At 36.7% G+C, this 25,747-nt stretch carries 23 protein-coding genes and 1 riboswitch; of the genes, 14 read left to right on the top strand and 9 right to left on the bottom strand.

Annotated elements, in window-relative coordinates:
• Nucleotides 1-13 precede the first annotated feature (13 nt).
• The 6 genes from QOL71_RS05800 to QOL71_RS05825 all read right to left on the bottom strand — a co-directional run bounded on the left by QOL71_RS05800 (nt 14) and on the right by QOL71_RS05825 (nt 4,860).
• On the bottom strand, nt 14-1,300 hold the full coding sequence (locus QOL71_RS05800) for a sigma-54 interaction domain-containing protein (RefSeq protein ID WP_120212238.1): 1,287 nt from the start codon (nt 1,298-1,300) through the stop codon (nt 14-16).
• 53 nt (nt 1,301-1,353) lie between these two features.
• Complete coding sequence (gene miaB, locus QOL71_RS05805; RefSeq protein ID WP_283416021.1) at nt 1,354-2,787, bottom strand: tRNA (N6-isopentenyl adenosine(37)-C2)-methylthiotransferase MiaB; 1,434 nt, start codon at nt 2,785-2,787, stop codon at nt 1,354-1,356.
• 114 nt (nt 2,788-2,901) lie between these two features.
• On the bottom strand, nt 2,902-3,180 hold the full coding sequence (locus QOL71_RS05810; RefSeq protein WP_283416022.1) for an energy transducer TonB: 279 nt from the start codon (nt 3,178-3,180) through the stop codon (nt 2,902-2,904).
• 129 nt (nt 3,181-3,309) lie between these two features.
• Nucleotides 3,310-3,630 carry a hypothetical protein gene (locus QOL71_RS05815; RefSeq protein WP_283416023.1) on the bottom strand — a complete coding sequence of 107 codons (321 nt, stop codon included), beginning with the start codon at nt 3,628-3,630 and terminating at the stop codon, nt 3,310-3,312.
• A gap of 10 nt (nt 3,631-3,640) precedes the next feature.
• On the bottom strand, nt 3,641-4,051 hold the full coding sequence (locus QOL71_RS05820; RefSeq protein ID WP_283416024.1) for an energy transducer TonB: 411 nt from the start codon (nt 4,049-4,051) through the stop codon (nt 3,641-3,643).
• Nucleotides 4,052-4,107: 56 nt separating this feature from the next.
• Nucleotides 4,108-4,860 (bottom strand): RDD family protein, encoded by a 753-nt coding sequence (locus tag QOL71_RS05825; RefSeq protein ID WP_120212241.1) that lies wholly within the window; start codon nt 4,858-4,860, stop codon nt 4,108-4,110.
• A 20-nt stretch (nt 4,861-4,880) separates the two neighbouring features.
• On the opposite strand from QOL71_RS05825, the gene QOL71_RS05830 reads away from it, so the two are divergent.
• The 8 genes from QOL71_RS05830 to QOL71_RS05865 all read left to right on the top strand — a co-directional run bounded on the left by QOL71_RS05830 (nt 4,881) and on the right by QOL71_RS05865 (nt 12,188).
• Entirely contained in the window at nt 4,881-5,870 is a 990-nt protein-coding gene (locus QOL71_RS05830) for a stage II sporulation protein M (protein ID WP_283416025.1), read from the top strand.
• Nucleotides 5,839-6,810, top strand: a complete 972-nt coding sequence (locus tag QOL71_RS05835) for an EI24 domain-containing protein (protein ID WP_283416026.1) — start codon at nt 5,839-5,841, stop codon at nt 6,808-6,810. The genes QOL71_RS05830 and QOL71_RS05835 overlap by 32 nt, the downstream gene beginning before the upstream one ends.
• A complete protein-coding gene (locus QOL71_RS05840; protein WP_283416027.1) occupies nt 6,800-7,588 on the top strand; it encodes a DUF4129 domain-containing protein in 789 nt (262 codons plus the stop codon). Before QOL71_RS05835 ends, QOL71_RS05840 begins: the two co-directional genes overlap by 11 nt.
• A 27-nt stretch (nt 7,589-7,615) precedes the next feature.
• Entirely contained in the window at nt 7,616-8,785 is a 1,170-nt protein-coding gene (locus tag QOL71_RS05845; RefSeq protein ID WP_283416028.1) for a hypothetical protein, read from the top strand.
• A gap of 5 nt (nt 8,786-8,790) precedes the next feature.
• The gene (locus QOL71_RS05850; protein ID WP_283416029.1) at nt 8,791-9,786 is read left to right on the top strand and encodes an AAA family ATPase; all 996 of its coding nucleotides are present in this window, start codon (nt 8,791-8,793) and stop codon (nt 9,784-9,786) included.
• Nucleotides 9,787-9,830: 44 nt separating this feature from the next.
• Nucleotides 9,831-10,235 (top strand): GxxExxY protein, encoded by a 405-nt coding sequence (locus QOL71_RS05855; protein WP_283416030.1) that lies wholly within the window; start codon nt 9,831-9,833, stop codon nt 10,233-10,235.
• 28 nt (nt 10,236-10,263) lie between these two features.
• On the top strand, nt 10,264-11,595 hold the full coding sequence (locus tag QOL71_RS05860; protein ID WP_283416031.1) for a DUF58 domain-containing protein: 1,332 nt from the start codon (nt 10,264-10,266) through the stop codon (nt 11,593-11,595).
• Between the two features lie 170 nt (nt 11,596-11,765).
• A complete protein-coding gene (locus tag QOL71_RS05865) occupies nt 11,766-12,188 on the top strand; it encodes an OsmC family protein (RefSeq protein ID WP_283416032.1) in 423 nt (140 codons plus the stop codon).
• 44 nt (nt 12,189-12,232) lie between these two features.
• Here the strand turns inward: QOL71_RS05865 and QOL71_RS05870 are convergent, their stop codons facing one another.
• The gene (locus QOL71_RS05870) at nt 12,233-14,839 is read right to left on the bottom strand and encodes an MGH1-like glycoside hydrolase domain-containing protein (RefSeq protein WP_283416033.1); all 2,607 of its coding nucleotides are present in this window, start codon (nt 14,837-14,839) and stop codon (nt 12,233-12,235) included.
• A gap of 253 nt (nt 14,840-15,092) precedes the next feature.
• The gene (locus QOL71_RS05875; RefSeq protein WP_283416034.1) at nt 15,093-15,899 is read right to left on the bottom strand and encodes a glucose 1-dehydrogenase; all 807 of its coding nucleotides are present in this window, start codon (nt 15,897-15,899) and stop codon (nt 15,093-15,095) included.
• Between the two features lie 173 nt (nt 15,900-16,072).
• Nucleotides 16,073-16,177: riboswitch (SAM riboswitch) on the top strand.
• Between the two features lie 52 nt (nt 16,178-16,229).
• On the opposite strand from QOL71_RS05875, the gene QOL71_RS05880 reads away from it, so the two are divergent.
• The 6 genes from QOL71_RS05880 to metF all read left to right on the top strand — a co-directional run bounded on the left by QOL71_RS05880 (nt 16,230) and on the right by metF (nt 24,955).
• Entirely contained in the window at nt 16,230-17,177 is a 948-nt protein-coding gene (locus QOL71_RS05880; RefSeq protein WP_283416035.1) for an alpha/beta fold hydrolase, read from the top strand.
• Nucleotides 17,177-18,715 (top strand): ACT domain-containing protein, encoded by a 1,539-nt coding sequence (locus QOL71_RS05885; protein WP_283416036.1) that lies wholly within the window; start codon nt 17,177-17,179, stop codon nt 18,713-18,715. The genes QOL71_RS05880 and QOL71_RS05885 overlap by 1 nt, the downstream gene beginning before the upstream one ends.
• Before the next feature lie 45 nt (nt 18,716-18,760).
• Nucleotides 18,761-19,924, top strand: coding sequence for an O-succinylhomoserine sulfhydrylase (locus QOL71_RS05890; RefSeq protein ID WP_283416037.1), 1,164 nt, complete (start codon nt 18,761-18,763; stop codon nt 19,922-19,924).
• Nucleotides 19,925-20,188: 264 nt separating this feature from the next.
• Complete coding sequence (locus tag QOL71_RS05895; RefSeq protein WP_283416038.1) at nt 20,189-21,199, top strand: homocysteine S-methyltransferase family protein; 1,011 nt, start codon at nt 20,189-20,191, stop codon at nt 21,197-21,199.
• Between the two features lie 98 nt (nt 21,200-21,297).
• Nucleotides 21,298-23,979 carry a methionine synthase gene (gene metH / locus QOL71_RS05900; protein WP_283416039.1) on the top strand — a complete coding sequence of 894 codons (2,682 nt, stop codon included), beginning with the start codon at nt 21,298-21,300 and terminating at the stop codon, nt 23,977-23,979.
• 19 nt (nt 23,980-23,998) lie between these two features.
• Nucleotides 23,999-24,955: a methylenetetrahydrofolate reductase [NAD(P)H] gene (gene metF / locus QOL71_RS05905; protein ID WP_283416040.1), complete on the top strand. Its 957-nt coding sequence runs from the start codon at nt 23,999-24,001 to the stop codon at nt 24,953-24,955.
• Nucleotides 24,956-24,989: 34 nt separating this feature from the next.
• Here metF and QOL71_RS05910 read toward each other — a convergent pair whose 3' ends face one another.
• Nucleotides 24,990-25,661: a hypothetical protein gene (locus QOL71_RS05910; RefSeq protein ID WP_283416041.1), complete on the bottom strand. Its 672-nt coding sequence runs from the start codon at nt 25,659-25,661 to the stop codon at nt 24,990-24,992.
• Nucleotides 25,662-25,747: the final 86 nt, after the last annotated feature.

Below are 25,747 nucleotides of genomic sequence, written 5' to 3' on the forward strand. Positions count from 1 at the left end.
TTTCTGAGTCTTTTTAATCCTCAAGATTATATTGTTTAATTTTTCTGTAAAGTGTTCTTTGCGAAATTCCCAGCTCATCCGCAGCCCTGTTTCTTCTGCCTTTATGCTTTTCCAGAGCCTTGATAATCAAATCTTTTTCGTTGTTCTGAAGTGACAAGGATTCTGGTTTAGCTTCTTCAATTTCGATATCTTCTACATCATTGTAATGATGATCATCGTTGTCCGAAATGATTGTCGGATGATGAACTTCATTCTGGTTATTATTTTCGAAGTATAACAAAGAATTAGGATTAGCCGTTTGAGTTTCCGGTGTGTAGATTCTGTTGATCAGATTTTTTTCCTGAGAACTCAGATCGCTGTTTCCTCTGTTTTTAATTAGTTCCGAAGTTAAGGATTTTAAATCATTAATATCGCTTCTCATATCGAAAAGGATCTTATACATAATCTCTCTTTCAGAACTGAAGTCTGACCCGGAGTTTCCGCCGGAATTTTTCTGGACAACAGCAGGTAAGTTGGCGTTCATCGGGATATATTCTGCTAATTTCACAGAATTGATTTCACGATTCTGCTCAACAACAGTCATTTGTTCTACGAGATTTCTCAACTGACGAACATTTCCGGGGAATGAATAATTTTCCAGATAAGAAACCGCATCATCAGTCAGTCTCAGCTCAGGCATTCTGTATTTCTCAGCAAAATCAATCGCAAACTTTCTGAATAACAAATGGATGTCGCCTTTTCTTTCTCGCAAAGCAGGCATATCAATTTGTACCGTGTTTAAACGGTAATACAGATCTTCACGAAAACGCCCATCCTGAATGGCTTTCATCATATTAACGTTGGTAGCCGCTACGATTCTTACATTGGTTTTCTGAACCTGCGAAGAACCAACTTTCATAAATTCGCCGCTTTCCAAAACTCTCAAAAGCCGAACCTGAGTCTGCAAAGGCAATTCTCCGACTTCATCAAGGAAAATCGTTCCGCCGTCAGCGACTTCAAAATAACCTTTTCTGGTAGAAGTTGCGCCTGTAAATGCTCCTTTTTCGTGACCAAATAACTCGGAGTCAATGGTTCCTTCCGGGATTGCACCACAGTTGACAACAATATAAGGCTGATGTTTTCTTCTTGATTCTGAATGAATGATTTTCGGGATGAATTCTTTCCCGACACCACTTTCTCCAATTACAAGAACGGAAATATCGGTTGGCGCTACCTGAATAGCTTTTTCCAGAGCACGGTTAAGCGCAGGAAAGTTCCCGATGATTCCGAAGCGGTTTTTTATAGATTGTAAGTCTGCCATTGTTTAATTGATGTTTTTGAAATTTGAGTTTAAAAATTCTAGGTTATGAATGATTAAACCGTTTCCCCCAAAAGCGTTCCTTGTGTGTTTCCATGAACGAAAACGGAAACAATGTCACCAATTTTTTGTCCTTCCAGCATATCGAAAACGCAAACAGCATTTTGAGAATTTCTGCCTTTCCATTGGTTTTTATTCTTTTTGGAAACCCCTTCAATTAGTATTTCGTGAACTCTGCCGACATAAGAAGCCATTCTTTTTCTGGATAGTTCACCTTGTAAAGCAATGACTTCTGCCAGACGTCTTTGTTTGACATCTGCAGGTATGTCGTCTTCCATTTTTTTGTGAGCAGGCGTTCCCGGTCTTTCGGAATAAGCAAACATATAGCCGTAGTCATATTCCACTTCTCTCATCAATGAAAGCGTATCCTGGTGATCTTCTTCCGTTTCTGTACAGAATCCGATGATCATATCTTGTGAAAAAGAAATGTCCGGAACAATTTCTTTAGCTTTTTTAATCAGATCCAGATATTCCTGGCGCGTGTGCTGACGATTCATTAATTGAAGAATTCTGTCGCTTCCGCTTTGAACAGGCAAGTGAACATATTTGCAGATATTCTTGTGTTTTGCCATCACCTCAAAAACATTGATGTTCATATCTTGAGGATTGGAAGTTGAGAATCTGATTCTCATTTCCGGAACTGCATTGGCAACTAGCTCTAGTAATTGCGCAAAGTCAACAGCGGTTGCTTTTTGCATTTCTGAAGCTTTGGCAAAATCCTTTTTCGGGCCGCCGCCATACCAAAGGTAAGAGTCAACATTCTGTCCAAGTAATGTGATTTCTTTATAACCGTTATTCCAAAGATCTTTACATTCATCAATAATAGAATGCGGATCGCGACTTCTTTCACGGCCTCTTGTAAAAGGAACCACGCAAAAAGTACACATGTTATCACAGCCTCTTGTGATCGTTACGAAAGCTGTAACGCCATTTCCGCCTAAACGAACCGGATTGATGTCAGCATAAGTTTCTTCTTTTGAGAGAATAACGTTGATGGCGTCTCTGCCGTCTTCGGTTTCTTTAAGGAGATTTGGAAGATCTCTGTAAGCATCCGGACCAACAACCAAATCAACCAATTGTTCCTCTTCCAGGAATTTGGTTTTAAGACGTTCAGCCATACAGCCAAGAACACCAACGGTAAGATTTGGTTTTTCTTTTTTAAGATTTTTGAACTGAGACAAACGCATACGAACTGTTTGCTCTGCTTTTTCACGGATGGAACAAGTGTTAAGCAAAATCAAATCAGCTTCTTCCTGTTTCAACGTCGTATTATAGCCCTGTTCGTTAAGAATGGATGCAACGATTTCGGAATCGGAAAAGTTCATCTGACAACCATAACTTTCCAAAAACAATTTTTTGCTGTTTTCGGGTTTTTCTGCAATGGCAAATGCCTCTCCTTGTTTCGTTTCGTCTATATATTTTTCCTGCACTTTTGTAAACTTAATTTTCAGAACAACTTCTGAGTTAATTTAATTTGCAAAGATACAAAATATTGTGACAAAATGGCAGAGATTAAATATGATTAATAGTATATTTGTTTTATTCTAATCTACTATATCTGTCACACCGCTAAATGTAAACTTTACTCTGTAATTTACGGGTAAACCATTTACTTTTGCTGATTCCCATTTTTTTTTCATCCTTTTTAACCCGTAGATTACCATCCTGTCAAATTCAGCTAGGCCAGTAGGTTTTGTAAGTAAAGGCTCTTCTAATCTACCTTCTTTAGTGATAGTGAATTCTGTGTCTACAGTAAAAATATTATTCCAATTAAATCTTTTTAGCTCTAAATTATTTCTGAGTTCTTTCCAAAAGTGTGTCATAGTATTTTCTTTATACCCATTATAAATCGGATACGTAATTGAGGGTAAATATCCTGTAGAATATCTATTGAATATATCATCAGGATAAATAATAAATGTAGCGATTGCACTTTGCTTAGTTCCGTTGACTTAAGCAGCAATCCATCCTTTTTGATATTTAGCAACAGTTCTTGCTAAGTCATAAGCACATTTGTTCTCTGCTATCTGCTTCCCCCCAAAATCTTTAATAAATTTTATTTCAGAATCCTGAGTTATGAGTACATTAAATTGGTACATTTCTTGTGGATTTTGGCATGGCTGCATATTTTTCTCAATAACAATATCGTGAAAATCCTTATAAAATCCGACATAACCATCTTTATATGGTATTTGATTAGAAGGGAAGTTTTGTAAAATATTATTTTGTGAATACAGAGAGATACTGATTAGTATAAATATTAAATTTTTCATGTTAATGGTTTTATTCCCCATGATCTGCATGGTCAGATGAAAAGTTGATTTCGATAATCCGGTTGGAACTGATAGGAACACCATCTTTCATTGCTGGTTTCCATTTTTTCTTGATTCGCTTCATTGCGAAAGTCATATCCTGACGAAATTCTTCGTCGTATTTTACTTTCGGGTAGATTTGCAGATCACTCGGTTTTCCTTTTTCGTCAATAGTTATGATAAATGAAAATTTTCCGTTGACGGCGTAAGCTGTTATATCAAAATAAGCATGAACCATTTTCATGAACTCATCTCGGAAAGCTTTTTCACCACCTGGAAATTCCGCCTGTTGATTTAGTTGTGCAGCTTCAGTCTGTTCTTTAGTCTGGGAAAAATGAAAGCCGGAACATAAGCAAAAAATGAGAAAAAGATATTTCTTCACGTGATTCAATTTAAGTTGGTTATTACTGCAAATATAGTTATTGGATTCAAAATCTACTAAAAATCTTTCCCTGTATAGAAATTGTAATCTTTGATGACAATGCTGATGAATTGCCTTTGGGTAAGCTTGATAGAATCTGGATCTAGTTTGAGGATTTCTACAATTTTAAGGGTTAATCGATTAATTATTTGACGGTCATCTGCCCTGACTGCTTTTTGGAAATTTTCTTTGATGATTCTTACATCATTATCACTTAACAAAATAACCTGTGGGAAAGTCGGGACATAATCTTCTTTCAATTGCTCCAGAATAGTGTGCGAAATATTCACATTGTTTTTAAGAGAAATAACTGCCGTTCCTGTTGCGATATCGCCAAGACGCTGATGATTTTTAGAAATAATCATACTTAAGATGGCAACAATTCCGGAATTGGTATAGATGTCAACTAACCGAAAAATCCATCTCATCAGGTAATCACCAAAGCCAGCCTGATAACCATCAATCTTCACCACCTTGATCTTCATTAATTTTTTTCCGACGGTTTGACCTTCCATTATGCTTTCTAAAACTAAAGTATAAATGTGAACCGGTAATGTGATAATAAATATGATGGCGCCGATAGACCATCCATCCATACCATTAACAAAACCTGCGAAATCAAAAAGATTACGAATCAGCCAAAATATAATAAATACATAAAGTCCCTTGATCAGCAAATCAATAAAAAAAGCTAAGATCCTTTCTCCAACACCGGCCAATGTGAAATTAACATTCACATTTTGCGAAGTATTAATGGCAATCTGATTCATATTTTTATTATTTTAGCATTATGAGAGAAGTGGCTTTTATAAAGCAAAATAAAGCAAAATGGTTGGAAATCGAGCAGGTGATCAACGGAAAAATGAAAAAAAATCCGGATGATCTTTCGTCGCTTTACATCAATCTGATTAATGATCTTTCATTCTCACAAACCTATTATCCGAAAAGTAAAACAACAGTTTACCTCAATTTTCTCTCCTCGCAGATTTTTCAGAAGATCTATAAAACTAAAAGGATAGAGGAGAACCAGATCAAATACTTTTTTACTACAGAAGTGCCACTGACAGTTTACCAATATAGACGTTATCTGTATTATGCATTTGTTTTCTTTATTTTATTCGTAGGAATTGGTGTTATTTCGTCTGTTTATGATAAGGATTTTGCTACGCTTATATTGGGTGAAGGTTATGTAAATCAGACGTTGGAAAATATCAAAAAAGGAGATCCGACAGCTATCTATGGAACAGGAGCTAACTGGAGCACCTCTCTTATGATTATCATTAATAACCTTGTGGTTGGCACAAAGCTGTATATCTACGGGATTTTCGGAGGAATCGGAACTTTGTATGCATTGATGCAGAACAGCATTATGTTAGGAGCGTTTCAGTTTTTTTTCAAAACACAGAATGTTCTATTAGAAAGTGCAAAAGGAATTTGGCTTCACGGTGCGTTCGAGATTTTCGGTATGGTTGTAGAAGCGATGGCCGGACTTGTTTTGGGAGCTTCCATTTTGTTTCCCAGAACTTTATCAAGATCAGAATCTTTTAAACAGGGTTTCAGAAATAGTTTCAAAATCTATCTCAGTACAGTTCCATTTACCATATTTGCAGGGCTGATAGAAGGTTTTGTGACAAGATATGCACAGACAATGCCTTTGATGCTGAACATTATTATCATTTTTGGAACATTATCCGTTATTGCTTTTTATTATTTTATATATCCTTATATTGTATTCAAAAAACTAAACTATGCAGCTGTACCAGGAGAGAAAATTCGGTAATTTGATTAGTGATACTTTTACCTTTTTCAAAGAATATGGTAAAAATTATTTTAAGAACTATTTTGCGCTTAATGGTATTTTGCTGCTGTTGTTCGTCATCATTTTCATATTTGGTTATCGGGAATTCTTTTTACAGTTGATGAACGCTAATGTCAATGGAGACACTTATTTTTTTCAGGCTTATTTCCAGAATAACAGTTTATTATTGATTTTAGGTTTCGCGATTTTTTTTATATTAATTCTTGCACTTAGTATTATTATGTACGCTTTTCCTGTGCTATATATGAAGCGGGTTGCAGAAACCGGAAATAAAAATGTTAAACCGGATCAAATGCTGTCTGATATCCGAAAGAATGTGGGGAAAATGATCATTTTCTTTTTGGGAATGCTATTCATTATCACACCTTTGATGCTCATTATGATGGCGATTTCGTCTTTTCTAATGATTATCATTATTGGATTTTTCTTATTGATTTTGTTGATGCCGGCGTTTGTTAATGTCGTTAATCATACATTGTTCGATTATTTGAGTACAAAAAGAGGCTTTTTCGATTCTCTGAGCTATGCAATGAGAGTCAATTTTGCAGATATGTTTGATTCCCGTAAAGCCAAGTTTTGGAAATATTGGGGATCTACGGTTATCACTTTTCTGATGGTTTATGTAGTTTTGACCATTTTCACGATGATCCCATATATGATAATGATTTTCGGTTTTGCTACAATTCCACAGATGGGAACGCAGCAAGATCCGACGCAGATTTTTTCCGGAGGATTTGGGATATTTATGTTCCTGATGTATGGGATATCGATACTGGTGACCTTTGTTTTGTATAATGTGATGTATGTTAATGCCGGACTGCAATATTATGACAGCCGTACGGATCTGCACAGAAATCTGGATCTCAATGAAATTGATACAATAGGACAGGGTGAGATTTAGATTTTTTATTTTACTGTTTTCTTTTTCATTAGCAACGCCTGTTTTTTCTCAGTACGAAGAGGTGGAAGAGGTTGTTGTGACCGATTCTGCAAATTATTCAGATCAAGGACAAGAGTTTATTCTGACGGATTCATTAGTCAAAAGCCATTACTCTACGGATAATACGCTTTATCCTAAAAATTTTGAATCTAATTATAAAAGCAAATACAAAGGAAACGAATTTAATTATGAAGTCCTGAAACCGAAAGAATCTATTTGGGATAAAGTCAAAAGACAGATTGCTAAACTATTATCAAAGATTTTTAAAGATATCGATCCCAACAAGGCGAATGATTATACAGTCAATATCCTGCGTTTTTTTGGAATCGTTATTATAGGAACCTTGCTGTTTCTTTTAGTTCGGTATCTGATGTCTAAAGATGGGAATTTTTTGTTTGGAAAGAAGAATAGGAAAATCAATATCAAGAATCAGGATCTGGAAGAAAATATCCACGAAATCAACTTTCCGGAAGCTATTTTGAAATTAGAGAAACAACACGATTACCGTTCGGCAATCCGCTATCATTTTCTACAGGCCCTGAAAAAATTATCAGATAAAAATCTCATCACCTGGAATCCTGAAAAAACCAATCGGGATTATCTGCGGGAATTGAAAAACAATCAATTGAAGGAAGATTTCAGACGCATCATTTACATCTATGATTACATCTGGTACGGAGAATTTAAAACCGAAGAAAAAGACTATCAACATTATAAAGCTTATTTTAACAAATTCTGATAAAACGATTTTATCAATTCGACATCAATGAGTAAAACTTTCAAAATATACGCTGTCATTTTCATCATCATTCTGATTGTGATGGGTATGTTTGAGATGAACAAAAAGCCGGTTTTGGACTGGCGGAAAAATTATAATGTAGAGAAAAAAACACCCTTTGGACTTTATGTTTTTGATCAGGAATCAACCTCTTTATTCAAAGGCAAATTGGAAAAAGCAAGAATATCACCTTATGCTTATTATCAAAAAAATCAGTATAAAAAACCACATAATATTTTAATCATTCAGAAAAAACTAGACGATGTTTCCTGGGAATATATTATGAATGAAGTGGCTAACGGTTCCGATGTAATGTGGTTCACCAACGACACAACCGCCAAATTGAGAGATACCCTGGGTTTTCGATTCAAAACAGTGAGTTTCGAGGACAATTATTATCTTCAGCTAACGGATAAGAAATTAACAGACAGTTGGTTACTGATTGATAAGCTTCCGGATAATCAAGGCTTTTCTTACATCAGAAGTGACATTGAAATTCTTGGGAAAACTTTGCATAAAAAAAGTAATAACGAATCTTCGATAAGTGCAGATTTTGTTAAAATCAATTTTGGAAAAGGACATTTTTATGTTCATTCGGAGCCATTGATTTTGACAAATTACTATTTTCTTAAGTCAAAAAATAAATACCTGGAAAACGTTTTGTCATATCTCCCAGACAGACAGACGGTTTGGTTTGTGGAAACAGACACGCCGTTGTCTATGTCGCCAATGCGTTTTATTCTCAACAATCCACCGTTGAGATATGCCTGGTATTTGTTATTGCTGGGATTGTTAATTTTTGTGCTCTTCAATGCGAAAAGAAAACAACGGATTGTGCCGGTGATCGAACCATTGAAAAACACATCTCTCGATTTTATCAGAAGCATAGGGAATCTTTACCTTCAGGAAGGAGATTTTCACGAGATGATGGCCAAAAAAGCTCAATACTTTTTGAACAGAATAAGAATGGATTTGCTGATCGATACGCAGCATCTGGATGAGCAATTCATTAATAAATTACATTTGAAAACCGGAAAAAACATAGAACTTATAAAAGAAGCTGTTGCATTGGTGAAAAAAGGACAAGACCCTTACGCCAGTGTGATGAAGGAGGATTTGATAAAGATGAATCAGCTTCTGGATCAAATTTTAAAATAATAATTATGGAAGAACAATATCAAGATCAGGCGCCCGAATTCCAGTCCAGGCTGGATATGACGGAATTACGAAATAATCTGGAACGCGTAAAAGCAGAAATCGCCAAAGTTATTGTCGGTCAGGAGAATATGATTGAACATTTGCTCGCAGCACTGCTCTCGAACGGCCACGTTTTGATAGAAGGCGTTCCGGGCGTCGCCAAAACCATTACTGCAAAGCTGTTGGCGAAAACAATTTCGGTCGATTTCAGCAGAATACAGTTCACACCGGATCTGATGCCGTCTGATATCTTGGGAACATCGGTTTTTAATGTGAAGGAAGCGGATTTCAAATATAAAAAAGGTCCCATTTTCTCGAATTTTGTTTTGATTGATGAGATTAACCGTTCACCAGCAAAAACGCAATCGGCGTTGTTCGAAGTGATGGAAGAACGTCAAATCACAATGGACGGCATCAAATATCCAATGGAAGAGCCATTCTTGGTGGTTGCTACTCAAAACCCAATCGAACACGAAGGTACTTACAGACTGCCGGAAGCGCAACTCGACCGTTTTCTCTTCAAAATACAAGTGGGTTACCCAAACCTGGAGCAGGAAATTGAAATCATCAAAAATCAACATCATAATAAGTTAGAAGACAAAACGGATGTGGTTCAAACCGTGATTTCCGGACAGCAATTGAAGCAATATCAGCAATTGGTAAAAGATATCATTGTCGAGCAAAACCTTCTGGAATACATTGCAAAAATCATTATCAATACAAGAGAAAATCAGTTTTTATATCTCGGCGCTTCACCAAGAGCAAGTTTGGCTTTGTTGGCAGCAAGTAAAGCTTTTGCTGCAATCCGGGGTCGTGATTTTGTAACACCGGAAGATATTAAAGAAGCATCGTTTGGGGTTTTAAGACACAGAATTATTGTGTCTCCGGAACGTGAAATGGAAGGTTTGACTGCGGACGAAATCATCAGGCAAATCTTGGAAAGCATCGAAGTTCCAAGGTGATAAACCACAAAAGGAACAAAAGAAAATAAACGCACAAATGAAAAATGACAAAAGAATATTTAACGGATTTAACATATAAAATTAATGGAGCCTGTATTGAAGTTCATAAAATTTTAGGTTCTGGCTTGTTGGAATCAGTTTATCATAAATGTCTTGAAGAAGAGTTTAGAATTAGAAATATTAGTTATAAATCAGAGTTAATTATCCCAATAAATTATAAAGGAAAAGACCTAAATTGCAATTTCAAATGTGATTTTTTAATTGAAGATTTAATTGTTTTAGAAATAAAATCAGTTAATGAAATGAATGATATTCATAGAGCACAAGTATTGAATTATATGAATCTACTTAAAGTTCCAAAAGGTATTTTAATAAACTTTAATGTAAAAAATATTTTTAATAATGGTCAAGAAACTTTTGTAAACAAGTATTTTAATCAATACAAATAGCTTTGTGTCTTTTGTGGTTTATATCAAAATGAAAACATTAAAACAAACATACCTCAATAACAAATTCTTCTTCGCATTATTCGGCGTCGGAATCTGCTATGTTTTGGCATTTTTCTTTCCGGTGATGATGTGGATAGCCAATTCGTTACTGGTTTTTGTTTTGTTGTTAACGATTTTGGATGCTTTAATTTTATTTCAAAACAAAGAAGGAATCAATGCGCAGAGAATCTTGCCGGAAAAACTTTCCAATGGCGATGAAAATTCGGTGAAAATTGATGTCCGGAACAACTATAATTTTAATATCAATACTAAGATCATTGACGAAATTCCGTTCCAGTTTCAAAAACGGGATTTCCTGATCAAGAAAAATATCGAAAGTGGAAATCATTCATTGTTCGAATATATTCTGGAACCAAAAGAGCGTGGTGAATACAGTTTTGGAAATCTGAATATTTATGTTAATTCACCGATCGGATTGGTTTCCAGAAGATTTGCATTTCAAAAAGACGCGAAGTTGCCAAGTTATCCATCATTTATCCATCTCAGAAAATATGAATTGATGGCGCTTCAAAACGAATTTTTGTTGGGCGGAATCAAGAAAATCCGAAAGCTGGGACACACGATGGAATTTGAGCAAATCCGGGATTACGTTCAGGGCGATGACATCCGAAGTATCAACTGGAAAGCGACATCCAAGACCAACAGATTAATGGTCAATCAGTTTCAGGATGAAAAATCACAACGGATTATGATGTTAATTGATAAAGGCAGGACAATGAAAATGCCTTTCAATGGCTTAAGTTTGCTGGATTATTCGATCAATGCAACTATGGCTTTGTCGCATATTATTCTGAAAAAGGGCGACCGCGCCGGAATGATGACTTTCGCTAAAAAGACAGAAAATAAGGTTGCTGCAGATAATAAATCCGGACAATTAAAAAAGATTTCCGAAGCTTTGTACAACGTTCAAACCGATTTCTTCGAAAGTGATTTCGGAAGGTTGTATCAGGATACGAAATACCATTTGAATCAAAGAAGTTTGGTTTTGCTTTTTACCAATTTTGAAACGTTGGACGCCCTCAATCGTCAAATGAAATATCTGCGAGGCATCGCTAAAAATCATCTTTTGGTAGTCGTATTTTTCAAGAATTCTGAGGTTCACAAATTGCTGAATACCAATCCGGAAAATATGCAGGAAATCTATGACGAAATCATTGCTGAGAAATTTGAATTTGAAAAAAAACTGATTATTCAGGAACTCAGAAAATATGGGATTTACAGCATTTACACACTTCCGGAAAATCTCAATATAGAAGTGATTAATAAATATCTGGAGATAAAAGCAAGAGGAATTTTGTAAATTTGAATTTAATTACAAATCTTATATAAACGAAGTGGCTTTATCTCAACAATTTATTAATTTTAAAGAAATCGATGATTACGCCAAAGGCGAATTGTGGGCCTAAAACATTGAATTGTAATAAAAAAAACTTTGCGAGCTTTGTGTTCAGAAAAATAATATAATTTAAAATGAAAATTACACTTAATAGAATCAATGATGATTTTTTGTTTGAATGTTCCAATGAACAAGGCAACTCAATCCTTTTAGACAACACGACTCTGCCAGGCGCAAAAGGTGTTTCGCCAATGCAATCTTTGTTAATGGCGGTTGCCGGTTGCAGCGGAATCGATGTGGTTTCGATCCTAAAAAAACAACGTCAGACGATTACAGATTTCAAAGCCGAAGTTGAAGGCGAAAGAGTTCAGGTTGATGAAGCAAAACCTTTCAAATCTATCACAGTGAAATTTTTCCTCGAGGGCGAAATCGACCCGAAAAAAGCTAAAAAAGCAGCAGAATTATCTTTCGAAAAATATTGCTCTGTTTCCAAGACTCTGGAACCGAATGTTGAGATTTCTTATGAAGTCAGCGTTAATGGAATTATTGTAGAATAATAAAATTTAAAAAACCTTATCAAAAATCTGATAAGGTTTTTAGTTTATCGACTAGAAAGCCTCGGCTGAATCAACTTCGCCACCGTAGAAGTCCATCCGGTTTGATGGGAAGCACCAACACCGCGACCATTATCACCGTGGAAATATTCGAAGAACATAATGTAATCTTTGAAATGCGGGTCATTATTAAATTTCTCCACACCACCATTGAAAGCACGATTTCCATTTTCATCTTTCAGAAAGATCTTACAAAGCCTGTTACTGATATCTTTTGAAACTTCATCCAGATTTTTGTACTCGCCGCTTCCTTTTGGATATTCGATTTTTAAGGAATCACCGAAAAAGAAATCAAAACGCTGTAAACTCTCAACAATCAGGAAATTGATCGGGAACCAAATCGGTCCGCGCCAATTGCTGTTTCCACCGAACATTCGGCTGTCGCTTTCCGCAGGTGTATAATAAACCACGTGTTCCTGTCCGTGAACAGTAAATCGGAAAGGGTTTTCCTCATAAACCTTGGACATCGCACGGATTCCGTAATCACTTAGAAATTCAGATTCATCAACCAGTCTTGTCAAAACTTTGGTCAATCTTGTTTTTCTGAGAATACTTAAAAGATGTTTGTTTCCTTCACCTTCAACATACCATTGGGAAACCAGTTTTGTCAGTTCTTGCTTATTTTTCAGAATCCATTCCATTCTTTTTTTGAATTCGGGAAGTTTTTCCAAGAGACTATGTTCCACAACTTCCACAGCAAACATCGGGATCAATCCAACAATGCTTCTCAGTTTCAGATTCACACTGTCTCCGTTGGAAAGCTGGAGTAAGTCGTAGAAAAATCCGTCCTCTTCGTTCCAAAGTCCTTGCTTGGCATCACCAATGTTTTCCATAGCTTCAGCGATATAAAGATAATGCTCAAAAAACTTAATGGCCATATCTTCATAAACCGGATTGTAGGTTGCCAGTTCCATTGCGATACGCATCATATTCAGGGCATACATCGCCATCCAACTGGTTCCATCGGCTTGTTCAAGATGTTCGCCGTCGCCCAATTCCATATTTCTATCGAACGCTCCGATATTATCCAGACCAAGGAATCCGCCTCCGAAAAGGTTATTTCCGTTGTAATCCTTCCGGTTAACCCACCAGGTGAAATTCAACAATAACTTCTGGAAAACTCTTTCCAGAAAAGCTAAATCCGGTTTTCCACTATTTTTTTCATCGATTTTAAAAACACGGAATGTTGCCCAGGCGTGAACCGGTGGATTCACATCATCAAAATTCCATTCATAGGCAGGTAATTGCCCATTCGGATGCATATACCATTCTTTGGTCAATGTAACCAATTGATTCTTTGCAAATTCCGAATCAATTACAGAAAAACTTACACAATGGAATGCCAAATCCCAGGTTGCATACCAGGGATATTCCCATTTATCGGGCATCGAGATGATGTCTTTGTTATGAAGATGTTCCCAGTCGCTGTTTCGTACGAAACCTTTTCGTTGGATCGGGAAATTAGGGTCGCCTTTCAGCCATTTTCCGATGTTGTAATGATAGAATTGTTTGTTCCAAAGCAAACCTGCAAAAGCCTGTCTTTGAACATTCTTCTCGTCTTCGTCATCGATGTCTTTTTGGATGTTGGCGTAAAATTCGTCGGCTTCTTGTTTTCGTCTCGAAACAATTTCATCAAAATCCCAGAACGCATCCTCCATAATATGGGGCGACAATCGGAATTCGAAAACCTTATTGCTGTTCGCTTCTATGATTTCTTCACAATGAAGAGATGCTTTTGTTCCAGTTTTGGACGGATTAACTGTATCAAGCCCTTTCGTTATATATTGATTAATTCCATCCTTGAAAAAACCTTCTGTTTTCGGAAGATTGAATAACCTTGCGCGATTCGTTTCATTTTCACAAAACAACGCATCCACATTTCTGTTTCTGGAATATAATTTCTTTATACTAAGACTATTATGATGAACATCTATTTCGCCTTGTTTAGAAAAACCGAGTTGCCCTTTGTAATCATTATAACCCCACATCCAGTTATTTCTGTACCAGACTGTTGGCAAAACCACGATTGGCGCAGATTTATTACTTCTGTTATGGACATCGACCCTTATTAAAAAATCGTCTTCGCCGGCTTTTGCATATTCAATAAAGATGTCAAAATATTCATCATTGTCGAAGATTCCTGTGTCAATGATTTCATATTCCGGGTCTTTGTTGGAGCGTTGTGCATTTGTATTGATGAGGTCATCGTACGGAAACGCATTGATGGGGTATTTGTAAACCATCTTCATATAGCTATGAGAAGGCGTGTTATCGAGATAATAAAAGATTTCCTTGATATCTTCACCGTGATTTCCCTGATAATTGCTCAATCCGAAAAAACGTTCCTTGACTCTGCAATCATTTTTATTCCAAAAAGAAAGCGCAAAGCACAATTGCTGTTTCTCATCAGAGATTCCTGCGATGCCTTCCTCAGCCCATCGGTAGGTCCAGGCTTCCGCTGTATCATGACCGGTAAATCCCCAAGCATCGCCGTTGGTACTGTAATCTTCGCGTACATTTCCCCATTGGCGGTGGCTCACGTAAGGTCCCCACTTTTTCCAATTCGGATTTTTTAATTTTTCTTCTTCATTCATTTTTCTAATTATTTTTTGACAATAATTATTCTTTTTATTAGGAGCAACACGGTTGTATCTTTGCTAGAACATCCCAACCCGCTCTCCACTATATCTTTTTTGTTTTTTTACAACATTTGTCATTCTGAGCTTATCGAAGAATCTAAAAAAAAACAAAAAAGGATGCCGTTCCCATCGGGGCTATGTTGAAGATTCTCACTTCTTTCAACGAATTAAAAACCATTAATAATTTATATTCATCATTAACAATTAATTATCCGTTATCCGCAAAACTTTCCAGCGTTGTCATTCCGCCATCCACATAGATACTCGCACCGGTAATATAATCCGAATAATCACTTGCCAAAAATACGGCTAAATTCCCAATATCTTCCGGTTGCCCGATTCTGTCATACGGAATCAGCGTCATTAGTGCATCAAGAGATTTTTCATTATCCCAAGCCGATTTGTTGATTGGTGTTTGGATAGCACCGGGACAAATATTATTCACACGGATTTTTTGTTTCCCATATTCCTGTGCCAGCGTTTGCATCAGCATTCTAAGCGCTCCTTTGCTGGAAGCATAATTAGCGTGTCCGGCCCAAGGGATTGTTTCGTGAACACTGCTGATGTTGATGATTTTTCCCAATGCTTTGGATTTATCGGTCATTCCGCGTTTTAAGAATTCTTTAATCGCTTCCCGCGAACAAAGAAATTGTCCTGTAAGATTTACATCAATCACTTTTTGCCATTGTTCCAGAGTCATATCAACAAAGGCTGCGTCTTGCTGTAAACCGGCATTATTAATGAGAATATCAACGGTTCCGTATTGATTAATAGTCGTTTGAAACATCGCCAAAACTTGGTCTTCCTTACTCACATCACATTGAATAATCAATCCTTCGCCACCGTTTTCCTCAATGGTTTTCAGGGTATCTTCAGCTTCCGGACGAGAATGTTCCGATGAATGATTCACGATAACAATGGCCCCGGATTTTGCCAGACTGATAGCGATTCCTTTTCCTATTCCGCTGCTGGAACCTGTAACAATAGCAACTTGTTTATTAAGATTAATGTTCATTGTTTATTTTTTTGGTGAAGTTGGTTAAGCAAATATTGTACACAATTGCTGTTATAAATTTCTTAAATTGGATTGTTAATAAAAAATTTATACTGACTTTTTTCAGTTTATTTGGAAAAATAACAATTTCTTATCTATCTTTGCGCCCAGATTTGTTCATTCACATATTGAAAATGTTATCGAGAAAGGTGGAGAGATTAGACTCTGTGAAACCTTGGCAACCCTTCGGGAACGAAGAAGGTGCTAAATTCTATCTGCAATGGCAGAAAAGATAACCTAGACATTTATTCTACATTTCCTGTAGCATTTTCAATTTTTTACAAGACAAAATTGGAAAAAAAGCTACAACATATCAACATTCAACACTTCGAAACTCAGAACGGAAAAGTTCTCGATATCCCGTTAAGCTATCAGCTTTTCGGAAAAGAACTGTATTCGGCTCCCGTTGTTTTGATCAATCACGCTTTGACAGGAAACTCTGATGTTGCCGGCGAAAATGGTTGGTGGAAATCTTTGGTTGGAGAAGGAAAATTAATTGATACAAACCGATTCACAGTAATTTGTTTCAATATTCCAGGCAATGGTTTTGACGGATTTTTCATTGATAATTATGAAGATTTCACAGTTCAGGATATTGCATCGGTTTTTCTGCAAGGATTGCAAAAACTTAAAGTCAAAAACTTATTCGCTTTGGTTGGAGGCTCAATTGGAGGCTCAATCGGTTGGGAAATGCTGGCTTTAGACAATAATTTAGTCGAAAAATTCATCCCGGTTGCGACAGATTTCAAAACGTCGGATTGGTTGCATTCTCAATGTCTGGTTCAGAAATTCTTGTTAGAATCAGAAGATAAGCCTCTTGAAAAAGCCAGAGTTCACGCCATGTTATGCTACAGAACACCGGAATCACTTAACTCAAGATTCAACCGGGAAATCGATTCCGAAAAGAAAATTCTGAAATCTCACGACTGGCTCAATTTTCACGGAAAACGATTAAACGAAAGGTTTAGTTTAAAGGCTTACAAACTCGTTAATCATCTTCTGATGAACATTAATGGAAAGCAAAATGAATTGGAAAATATCAATGCAGAGATCCATTTAGTAGCAGTAGATTCGGACCTTTTTTATCCCGCTTTTGAAATTAAGAATACTTACGATTTTTTACTAAATAAAAACAGAAATGTTCAGTATCACGAAATAAAATCTATTCACGGACACGACGCTTTCCTGATGGAATACCAACAACTGAACACAATTTTAAAACCTATTTTTTTGAACTGATGACAGACAAGAACGCAATTAATATTTATAGAAACAAAGCTTTAGTGAATTTCGAAGGAAAAGATTTCCTTGGACAAATCGGCGTGGATTCACGTATTTTTAATGCTTTGAATGGAGGCGGAATCAGCGTTGGTGTAATTTCCCAGCAAGCGATTGAAAACGGAATTTCTGTCTTGGTCGATGAAGATGATGCGCAGGATGCAGTGGATGTTTTGAAAAAAGAATTTGAAAAAGAAAAAGCCGAAGGTCACGTTAGCAATATTTATAGTATTGAAAATCTTAGTGTGATCGGATTTGTTTCGGATAATTATAACAAGATTTTATCAGAGCTTCAGAGAAATAAAATTTTCCCTTTGTTGTTGAGTCAAATCGCTTCTGCCGGAAGAGTCAACATTGTAGTAACCGGAAATCAGACCGAAATCACAAAAAATATCATCGAAACCGAAATCTACGGAAAACCGAAAACCGTTCATCTTGCGTTAATTGGTCACGGTAATGTTGGCGGAACTTTGGTTGAGCAGATTCTGGATTCAGCTTATGATATTCTGAATCGTAAAAGAGTGGATTTGAAAATCGTTGCAATTGCCAATTCCAGGAAAGTAGCTTTCAACAAAGCAGGTTTCGGAAGCGATTGGAGACAGAAAATTAAATATTCTCAAACAGAATCCAGTGTCCAGTCTTTGGTAGATTTTGTAAATGAACATCATTTGGAAAATTTGGTGATGGTAGATAATACAGCGAGTAAGGATTTTGTGAAAAGTTATCCGGTTTTTGTGGAGAATGGATTTGATGTCGTGGGTTCCAACAAAATCTATAACACACTACCCATCTCAGAATATCGAAATTTCAGGAAATTATTAGAAAAAAATAAAAAGAAATACCTCTATGAAACCAATGTTGGTGCTGGTTTACCTCTAATTGATACAATTAAATTATTGCATCTTTCAGGAGAAAATATCACGAGAATCAAAGGTGTTTTTTCCGGAACATTAAGTTATGTTTTCAATAATTTTTCGCTTCGTAACGATAAATTCTCAACCATTATCAACGAAGCTCTGGAAAAAGGTTTTACCGAACCGGACCCACGCGAAGATTTATCTGGAAATGATGTCGCAAGAAAATTGTTGATTCTGGCAAGAGAGCTGGATTTGATTAATGAATTTGATGACATCAATATTCAGAATCTTGTTCCGGAAACTCTGCTGTCAGTTTCCAAAGAAGAATTCCTTTCAAGATTGGAAGAATTAAACGATGAATATCAAAGCATCAAAGAAAATCAGCAACCAGACCACGTGTTAAGATATGTCGGCGATTTGCACGGCGATTTACAAAAAGAAAAAGGAGAGCTGGATGTCAAATTAATTTCCGTGCCAGCCAATTCGGCATTAGGACAACTTAAAGGTTCCGATTCTATTTTCGAAATCTACACAGAAAGTTATGGCGAGAATCCAATTGTCATTATGGGAGCCGGAGCCGGAGCCAAGGTGACTGCCAGAGGCGTTTTCGGAGATATTTTAAGATTAAGTGAAACAAAATAAATTTTGTACAGAGTACAATTAAAGATAATAATTAAAGATAATAATATGAGTGAAAATTTTGAAACTCTAGCCATAAGAACTCAAACCGAGAGAACTCAGTTTGACGAACATTCCACGCCGTTATATCTCACGTCAAGCTTCGTATTTGAAGATGCGGAAGATATGCGTGCGAGTTTTGCAGAAGAAAAAGACAAAAATCTTTACAGCCGTTTCAGTAATCCCAACGTCACCGAATTTGTTGATAAAATCACAAAAATGGAAGGTGCAGAATCCGGTTACGCTTTTGCAACAGGAATGGCGGCGATTTATTCAACATTTGCAGCGTTGCTTGATGCGGGCGACCATATTGTGAGTTGTCAGTCGGTATTTGGTTCTACTCACACATTATTCACAAAATATTTTCCAAAATGGAATATTGAAACATCTTATTTCAAAGCAGAAGATGCGGAAAACGTAGAACAATATATCCAACCGAATACAAAAATCTTGTACCTGGAAACACCAACAAATCCCGCAATTGAAGTTTTGGATTTGGAATTTTTCGGACAGATTGCAAAAAAACATAACCTGATTTTCATCGTTGACAACTGTTTTGCAACACCTTACTTGCAGCAACCGATTAAATACGGGGCAGATTTGGTGGTTCATTCAGCAACGAAATTGATTGACGGTCAAGGGCGGGTTCTAGGCGGTGTTGCGGTTGGAAAAGCAGATTTGATTCGTGAGATTTATCTGTTTGCAAGGAACACAGGTCCGGCGATGTCGCCATTCAATGCCTGGGTTTTGAGCAAAAGTCTGGAAACTTTGGCGATTCGGGTAGAGAAACATTGCGAAAACGCATTGAAAGTGGCTGAGTTTCTGGAAAATCATCCCAATGTAGAATTGGTAAAATATCCGTTCTTAAAATCCCATCCAAGCTACGAAATCGCAAAAAAACAAATGAAATTAGGCGGAAACATCGTCGCTTTCGAAATCAAAGGCGGTATCGAGGGCGGTAGAAATTTCCTAAACAGAATTAAAATGTGTTCTCTTTCCGCAAACTTGGGAGATACGAGAACGATTGTTACGCATCCGGCTTCCACAACGCATTCCAAACTTTCCGATGAGGAAAGAAACGAAGTTGGAATTACTGCCGGGTTGGTACGTTGCTCTGTTGGACTGGAAAATATTGATGATATTATTAGCGATTTGAAACAAGCTTTGGATTAACAGAATAGAAAAAATTTGGAGCAATAAGTTTTCGGCTTCGGAACAACCTTCCAACCCGCTGTCCGCTATATCTTTTTTGTCATTGCGAACGAAGTGAGGCAATCTGTTGAACCATTCAAGAATCGCAATAACAAAAAAGGATGCCGCTACCATCGGGGCTATGTTGAGGTTTTGTCTTCCAATCAACGATAGAAAGAATCCGAAGGATTCAATTTGAATAGCCGTCGGTAAAACGGATGGAACATTAAAAAAAATAAGTGAATTATGAACAATTCAGAACAATTATATAAAGCATTGAATGATAGAATTCTCATTCTCGACGGAGCAATGGGAACTATGATTCAGCGTTACAATTTTACAGAAGAAGATTATCGTGGTGAACGATTCAAAGATTTGGAATCTCCACTTAAAGGGAATAACGACTTGTTGTCTTTAACACAGCCTGAAGCTATTGAAGAAATTCACAGAAAATATCTTTTGGCAGGTGCGGATATTATTGAAACCAATACATTTTCCGGAACAACCATTGCGATGGCGGATTATCATATGGAAGATTTGGTTTACGAACTAAACTATGAATCTGCCAAAATCGCCAGAAAAGTCTGTGATGAATTTACCGCTCAGAATCCTGATAAACCGAGATTTGTAGCAGGTTCCATCGGACCAACCAACAGAACGGCAAGCCTTAGTCCGGACGTCAATGACCCAGGTTACAGAGCCATCACTTTTGACGAACTCAGAATTGCTTACAAACAACAAGCAGAAGCTTTGCTCGACGGAGGTTCCGACATTCTTTTGGTTGAAACAATCTTCGATACTTTGAATGCAAAAGCGGCACTTTTTGCCATTGATGAAATAAGAGAAGAACGCAATATCACTATTCCAATTATGGTTTCCGGAACGATTACCGATGCTTCCGGAAGAACTTTGAGTGGACAAACGGCTGATGCATTTTTGATTTCCGTTTCTCATATGGATTTGATAAGTGTCGGTTTCAACTGTGCTTTAGGAGCAAAACAATTGACGCCTTACCTGGAAATTCTTGCCAATCACACAGATTTCGGAATCTCGGCTTATCCAAACGCAGGTTTACCAAACGCTTTCGGCCAATACGACGAAACAGCCGGTCAAATGGCAGAGCAGGTGAAGGAATATTTGGAGAAAGGTCTAATCAATATTATTGGTGGTTGCTGCGGAACAACGCCGGACCATATCAAAGCCATTGCGGATTTGGCACAAGCTTACCATCCGAGAAAACTTAATATAACAGCATAACAATGTATCTATTTACCGATTATCAGACAGAGTGTCATTCTGAACGAAGTGAAGAATCTCATTTTATTGTTGGTAATTTTTACATTGTAAATTAAATTATGGAAACAGATTGTAAAAGAAAATATCTGAAATTATCAGGTCTCGAGCCTTTAATTATAACACCCGAATCCAACTTTATCAACGTTGGGGAAAGAACCAATGTTGCCGGTTCCAAAAAATTTCTTCGTCTCATTAAAGAAGAAAAATATGCCGAAGCTCTGGATATTGCAAGAAACCAAGTAGAAGGCGGCGCTCAGATTCTTGATGTTAATATGGATGACGGGCTTTTGGACGGGAAAACCGCAATGGTCAGATTCCTGAATTTGATCGCCTCCGAACCAGACATAGCCAGAATCCCGATTATGATTGACTCTTCAAAGTGGGAAATTTTGGAAGCTGGATTGCAGGTTGTTCAGGGAAAACCGGTTGTGAATTCCATCAGTTTGAAAGGTGGTGAAGAAGAATTCATCAAGCAAGCAAAAGCGATTAAAAGATATGGCGCAGCAGCCATCATTATGGCTTTTGATGAAGTTGGACAAGCTGATAATTACGAAAGAAGAATCGAAATCTCCAAAAGGTCTTATGATATTTTGGTTAACCAAGTCGGGTTTCCTTCTGAGGATATTATTTTCGACCTTAATATTTTCCCTGTTGCGACAGGAATGGACGAACACCGCAGAAACGCGATTGACTTTATCGAAGCAACACGCTGGGTTCGTACCAATCTTCCAAACGCTTCAGTAAGTGGAGGCGTTTCCAATGTTTCATTTTCCTTTCGTGGAAATGATTCTGTGAGAGAAGCAATGCATTCTGTTTTCCTTTACCACGCCATAAAAGCGGGGATGAATATGGGAATCGTGAATCCAACGATGTTGGAAGTATATGACGAAATTCCAAAAGATTTGCTGGAATTGGTGGAAGATGTAATGCTTGACAGAAAAGACGATGCGACAGAAAAATTGCTCGATTATTCCGAAAAACATAAATCCACAAAAAAAGAAAAAACCGAAGACCTGAGCTGGCGGGAGCAGGATTTGCAAACGAGAATCACGCATGCTCTGGTCAAAGGAATCGACCGTTTCATAGAAGAAGATGCGGAAGAAGCTCGAAAGGCATCAAAACGTCCGCTTGATGTTATCGAAATCAATCTGATGACAGGAATGGGCGTTGTCGGCGACCTTTTCGGAAGTGGGAAAATGTTCCTGCCTCAGGTGGTGAAATCAGCGAGAGTGATGAAAAAGGCGGTGGCTTATCTTCAGCCTTTCATCGAAGCGGAAAAAGACCAGACCCAGAAATCCAACGGAAAAGTCCTGATGGCAACTGTAAAAGGTGATGTTCACGATATCGGGAAAAATATTGTGAGCGTGGTTTTAGGTTGTAATAATTACGAAATCGTGGATTTAGGTGTGATGGTTCCGGCAGAAAAAATCATTCAGACGGCCATTGATGAAAAAGTGGACGTGATTGGATTAAGCGGATTGATTACACCAAGTCTGGACGAGATGGTTCATATTGCAGATGAACTGGAACGTAAGAATCTTAATTTCCCTTTATTGATTGGAGGTGCAACCACTTCCAAAGCACATACAGCGGTAAAAATTTCGCCAAAATATTCCAACACCGTTGTTCACGTGAATGATGCTTCTAGAGCGGTTGGTGTGGTGAGTTCTCTTTTGAATCGAGATAAATCCAATGCTTATGCTTTGGAAATCAGAAAAGATTATGATGATTTTAGAGAAAAATTCCTGAACCGTCAAATAGACAAAGAATATGTTTCGATTGAAGAAGCGAGAAATCAAAAATTCAAAATCGATTGGGAAAACGAAAATATTCCAACACCTAAAAAATTAGGAATTACTATTATTGAAGACCAAAATCTGGATGAATTGGTAGAGTTTATCGACTGGTCGCCGTTTTTTAGAAGCTGGCAATTGTTTGGAAAATTCCCTGAAATTTTGACTGATAATATTGTGGGTGAACAAGCGACGATTTTGTTCAATGAAGCACAGACAATGCTCAAGAAAATCTTGAAAGAAAAGAGTTTTAAAGCAAAAGGAATTTTCGGAATTTTTCCAGCGAATGCAAATGAACAGGACGATATTTTGGTTTATGATAACAATCAGAATGTGATTTCGACTTTTAGAACTCTGCGACAACAACATAAGAAATCCGAAGGGAAAGAGTATTTTGCTTTAAGTGATTTTATTGCGCCTGAAAATTCCGGAAAACAGGATTACATTGGTGCTTTCTGTGTTTGTACAGGTTTCGGAGCGAATGAATTGGCAAAAGAATATGAAGAACAAAATGATGATTACAACGCCATTATGGTAAAAGCTTTGGCCGACCGTTTTGCAGAAGCCTTCGCAGAATATCTCCACAAAAAAGTGAGAACCGAATACTGGGGTTATTCTGAAAATGAAACTTTAGATAACGAAGAATTAATCAAAGAAAAATATCTAGGAATTCGTCCAGCACCAGGTTATCCGGCTTGTCCCGATCATTTAGAAAAACTAACCATTTGGGATTTACTGAAAGTTGAAGAAAATATTGGAGTGACTTTGACTGAAAGTCTGGCAATGTGGCCGACTGCCGCCGTTTCAGGTTATTATTTTGGAAATCCAAAATCTAAATATTTCGGAGTAGGAAAAATTGATGAAGACCAATTAAAAGATTTTGCTGAAAGAAAAGATGTTGAATTAGATTACGCCAGAAAATGGCTCGCTCCAAATCTTGCGGATTAATATTATTTAAAATTATTGAATGAAAATTACTGACCATATAAAAAACGCCAATGGCAAAACGCTTTTTTCTTTTGAAATTGTTCCGCCTCAAAAAGGTGTTGGAATCGCCGATTTATATAAGAATATCGACCCGTTGATGGAATTCAAACCGCCATTTATAGATGTTACAACTTCCCGAGAAGAATATATTTTTCTGGAAAGAGGAAACGGTTTGATGGAGCGAAAAATCACAAGAATGCGCCCTGGGACTTTAGGAATTTGCTCAGCGATTCAGAATAAATATAATGTAGATACTGTTCCACACGTTCTTTGCGGTGGATTTACAAAAGAAGAAACCGAATATCTTTTGGTTGATTGTATGTATTTGGGAATTAATAATATTGTTGCTTTGCGAGGTGATGCGATGAAAGGTGAAAAATATTTTGAACCTTCAAAAGGCGGACACAAATATGCTTCGGATTTGGTGAAACAGATTCATGATTTGGGAATCGGAGAATATCTTCACGGCAAGATAGAGTCGGATACAGATAACAGTTTCTGCATCGGAGTTGCGGGTTATCCTGAAAAACATATCGAGGCGCCTTCTATGAATTACGACCTTCAAATGTTGAAGAAAAAAGTGGAAGCGGGAGCGGATTACATTGTCACTCAAATGTTTTTCGACAATCAAAAATTCTTTGATTTTGTAAAACAAGCAAGAGAAATTGGAATTGATGTTCCAATTATTCCTGGAATCAAACCGATTGCTACAAAAACTCATTTGCAGATGTTACCACAGGTTTTTAAAATCGATTTACCAGAAACTCTCATTAATGAAGTTTTAAAATGCAAAACTAATAATGATGTTCGCGAAGTTGGAATAGAATGGGCGATTAACCAGAGCAAGGAACTTTTAGATTTTGGAATTCCTGTTCTGCATTTTTATTCAATGGGAAAAAGCGATAATATTCTGAAGATTGGAAGAGAAGTTTTTTAAATAACAAAAGAGATGCAATTTAGCATCTCTTTTGTTATTTATTTAGAAAATTAACCAACTTTATAAGGTCGGATTCTTCGGCTAACTTTATTTTATTTGTTTTGATGAAATCTTTAACTGTTTCTTTTCTATCTGCTTGTAAAGCATTTATTAAGTCATCAGATTTTTTTGTAAGTTTTATTAAATTATCGTCTGTTTTTATAAAGTAAACAGGTTTTAAGGTTTCAAATTTTGCTGGGATACCAGAAACCATTGTGTTCGGAGCAGGAACTTCTGGACTGAATTTTACAGCAATTTTCTTCAAAAGCTTATTTTTCCCATCAGCAAGAACCAGAAAGTAGCCCGCAAATCCATTATTATCATTTTCCAAAATAAATTTTTCATTAGTTGCTGTAAAAACAAATTTAGAAAATGAGCTTTCTTTTGGAAGTGTATAAATATCGTTATTATGCAAAAGCTCAAAAGAATCCTTATATATATTATATCTTACGGGGAAAGAATTTCCTGTATCTCCAATTCTAGCTTCTGAAAACCCTTTCTTGTAAAACGGATTACCCTGGATATCTGAATATTTAAGAACTGCTTTTCCATTGTTAATTTCATCCATTGATTTAATAAATTGTGCATTTCTTGCTAAATCAATCTGTTGTGCTTTCAAAAATATTCCACTTAGAATTAAACTTGTTGTAATGATTATAGTTTTCATTTGTTTTTTAAATTTCAGTAAAAATACAATTTTAATTTTGGTAGAAACATAAAGTTTATCGTTATTTTTACGATTCAAGATTTTAT

The organism is Epilithonimonas pallida (assembly GCF_900182975.1).
GTDB lineage: Bacteria > Bacteroidota > Bacteroidia > Flavobacteriales > Weeksellaceae > Epilithonimonas > Epilithonimonas pallida.

Bases quoted from the DNA above. Each gene is read 5' to 3' on its own strand.
- QOL71_RS05800 (WP_120212238.1), bottom strand. From the start codon at position 1,300: ATGGCAGACTTACAATCTATAAAAAACCGCTTCGGAATCATCGGGAAC.
- QOL71_RS05810 (WP_283416022.1), bottom strand. From the start codon at position 3,180: ATGACACACTTTTGGAAAGAACTCAGAAATAATTTAGAGCTAAAAAGA.
- QOL71_RS05815 (WP_283416023.1), bottom strand. From the start codon at position 3,630: ATGAAAAATTTAATATTTATACTAATCAGTATCTCTCTGTATTCACAA.
- QOL71_RS05825 (WP_120212241.1), bottom strand. From the start codon at position 4,860: ATGAATCAGATTGCCATTAATACTTCGCAAAATGTGAATGTTAATTTC.
- QOL71_RS05830 (WP_283416025.1), top strand. From the start codon at position 4,881: ATGAGAGAAGTGGCTTTTATAAAGCAAAATAAAGCAAAATGGTTGGAA.
- QOL71_RS05835 (WP_283416026.1), top strand. From the start codon at position 5,839: ATGCAGCTGTACCAGGAGAGAAAATTCGGTAATTTGATTAGTGATACT.
- QOL71_RS05845 (WP_283416028.1), top strand. From the start codon at position 7,616: ATGAGTAAAACTTTCAAAATATACGCTGTCATTTTCATCATCATTCTG.
- QOL71_RS05850 (WP_283416029.1), top strand. From the start codon at position 8,791: ATGGAAGAACAATATCAAGATCAGGCGCCCGAATTCCAGTCCAGGCTG.
- QOL71_RS05855 (WP_283416030.1), top strand. From the start codon at position 9,831: ATGACAAAAGAATATTTAACGGATTTAACATATAAAATTAATGGAGCC.
- QOL71_RS05860 (WP_283416031.1), top strand. From the start codon at position 10,264: ATGAAAACATTAAAACAAACATACCTCAATAACAAATTCTTCTTCGCA.
- QOL71_RS05865 (WP_283416032.1), top strand. From the start codon at position 11,766: ATGAAAATTACACTTAATAGAATCAATGATGATTTTTTGTTTGAATGT.
- QOL71_RS05870 (WP_283416033.1), bottom strand. From the start codon at position 14,839: ATGAATGAAGAAGAAAAATTAAAAAATCCGAATTGGAAAAAGTGGGGA.
- QOL71_RS05875 (WP_283416034.1), bottom strand. From the start codon at position 15,899: ATGAACATTAATCTTAATAAACAAGTTGCTATTGTTACAGGTTCCAGC.
- QOL71_RS05885 (WP_283416036.1), top strand. From the start codon at position 17,177: ATGACAGACAAGAACGCAATTAATATTTATAGAAACAAAGCTTTAGTG.
- QOL71_RS05890 (WP_283416037.1), top strand. From the start codon at position 18,761: ATGAGTGAAAATTTTGAAACTCTAGCCATAAGAACTCAAACCGAGAGA.
- QOL71_RS05895 (WP_283416038.1), top strand. From the start codon at position 20,189: ATGAACAATTCAGAACAATTATATAAAGCATTGAATGATAGAATTCTC.
- metH (WP_283416039.1), top strand. From the start codon at position 21,298: ATGGAAACAGATTGTAAAAGAAAATATCTGAAATTATCAGGTCTCGAG.
- metF (WP_283416040.1), top strand. From the start codon at position 23,999: ATGAAAATTACTGACCATATAAAAAACGCCAATGGCAAAACGCTTTTT.
- QOL71_RS05910 (WP_283416041.1), bottom strand. From the start codon at position 25,661: ATGAAAACTATAATCATTACAACAAGTTTAATTCTAAGTGGAATATTT.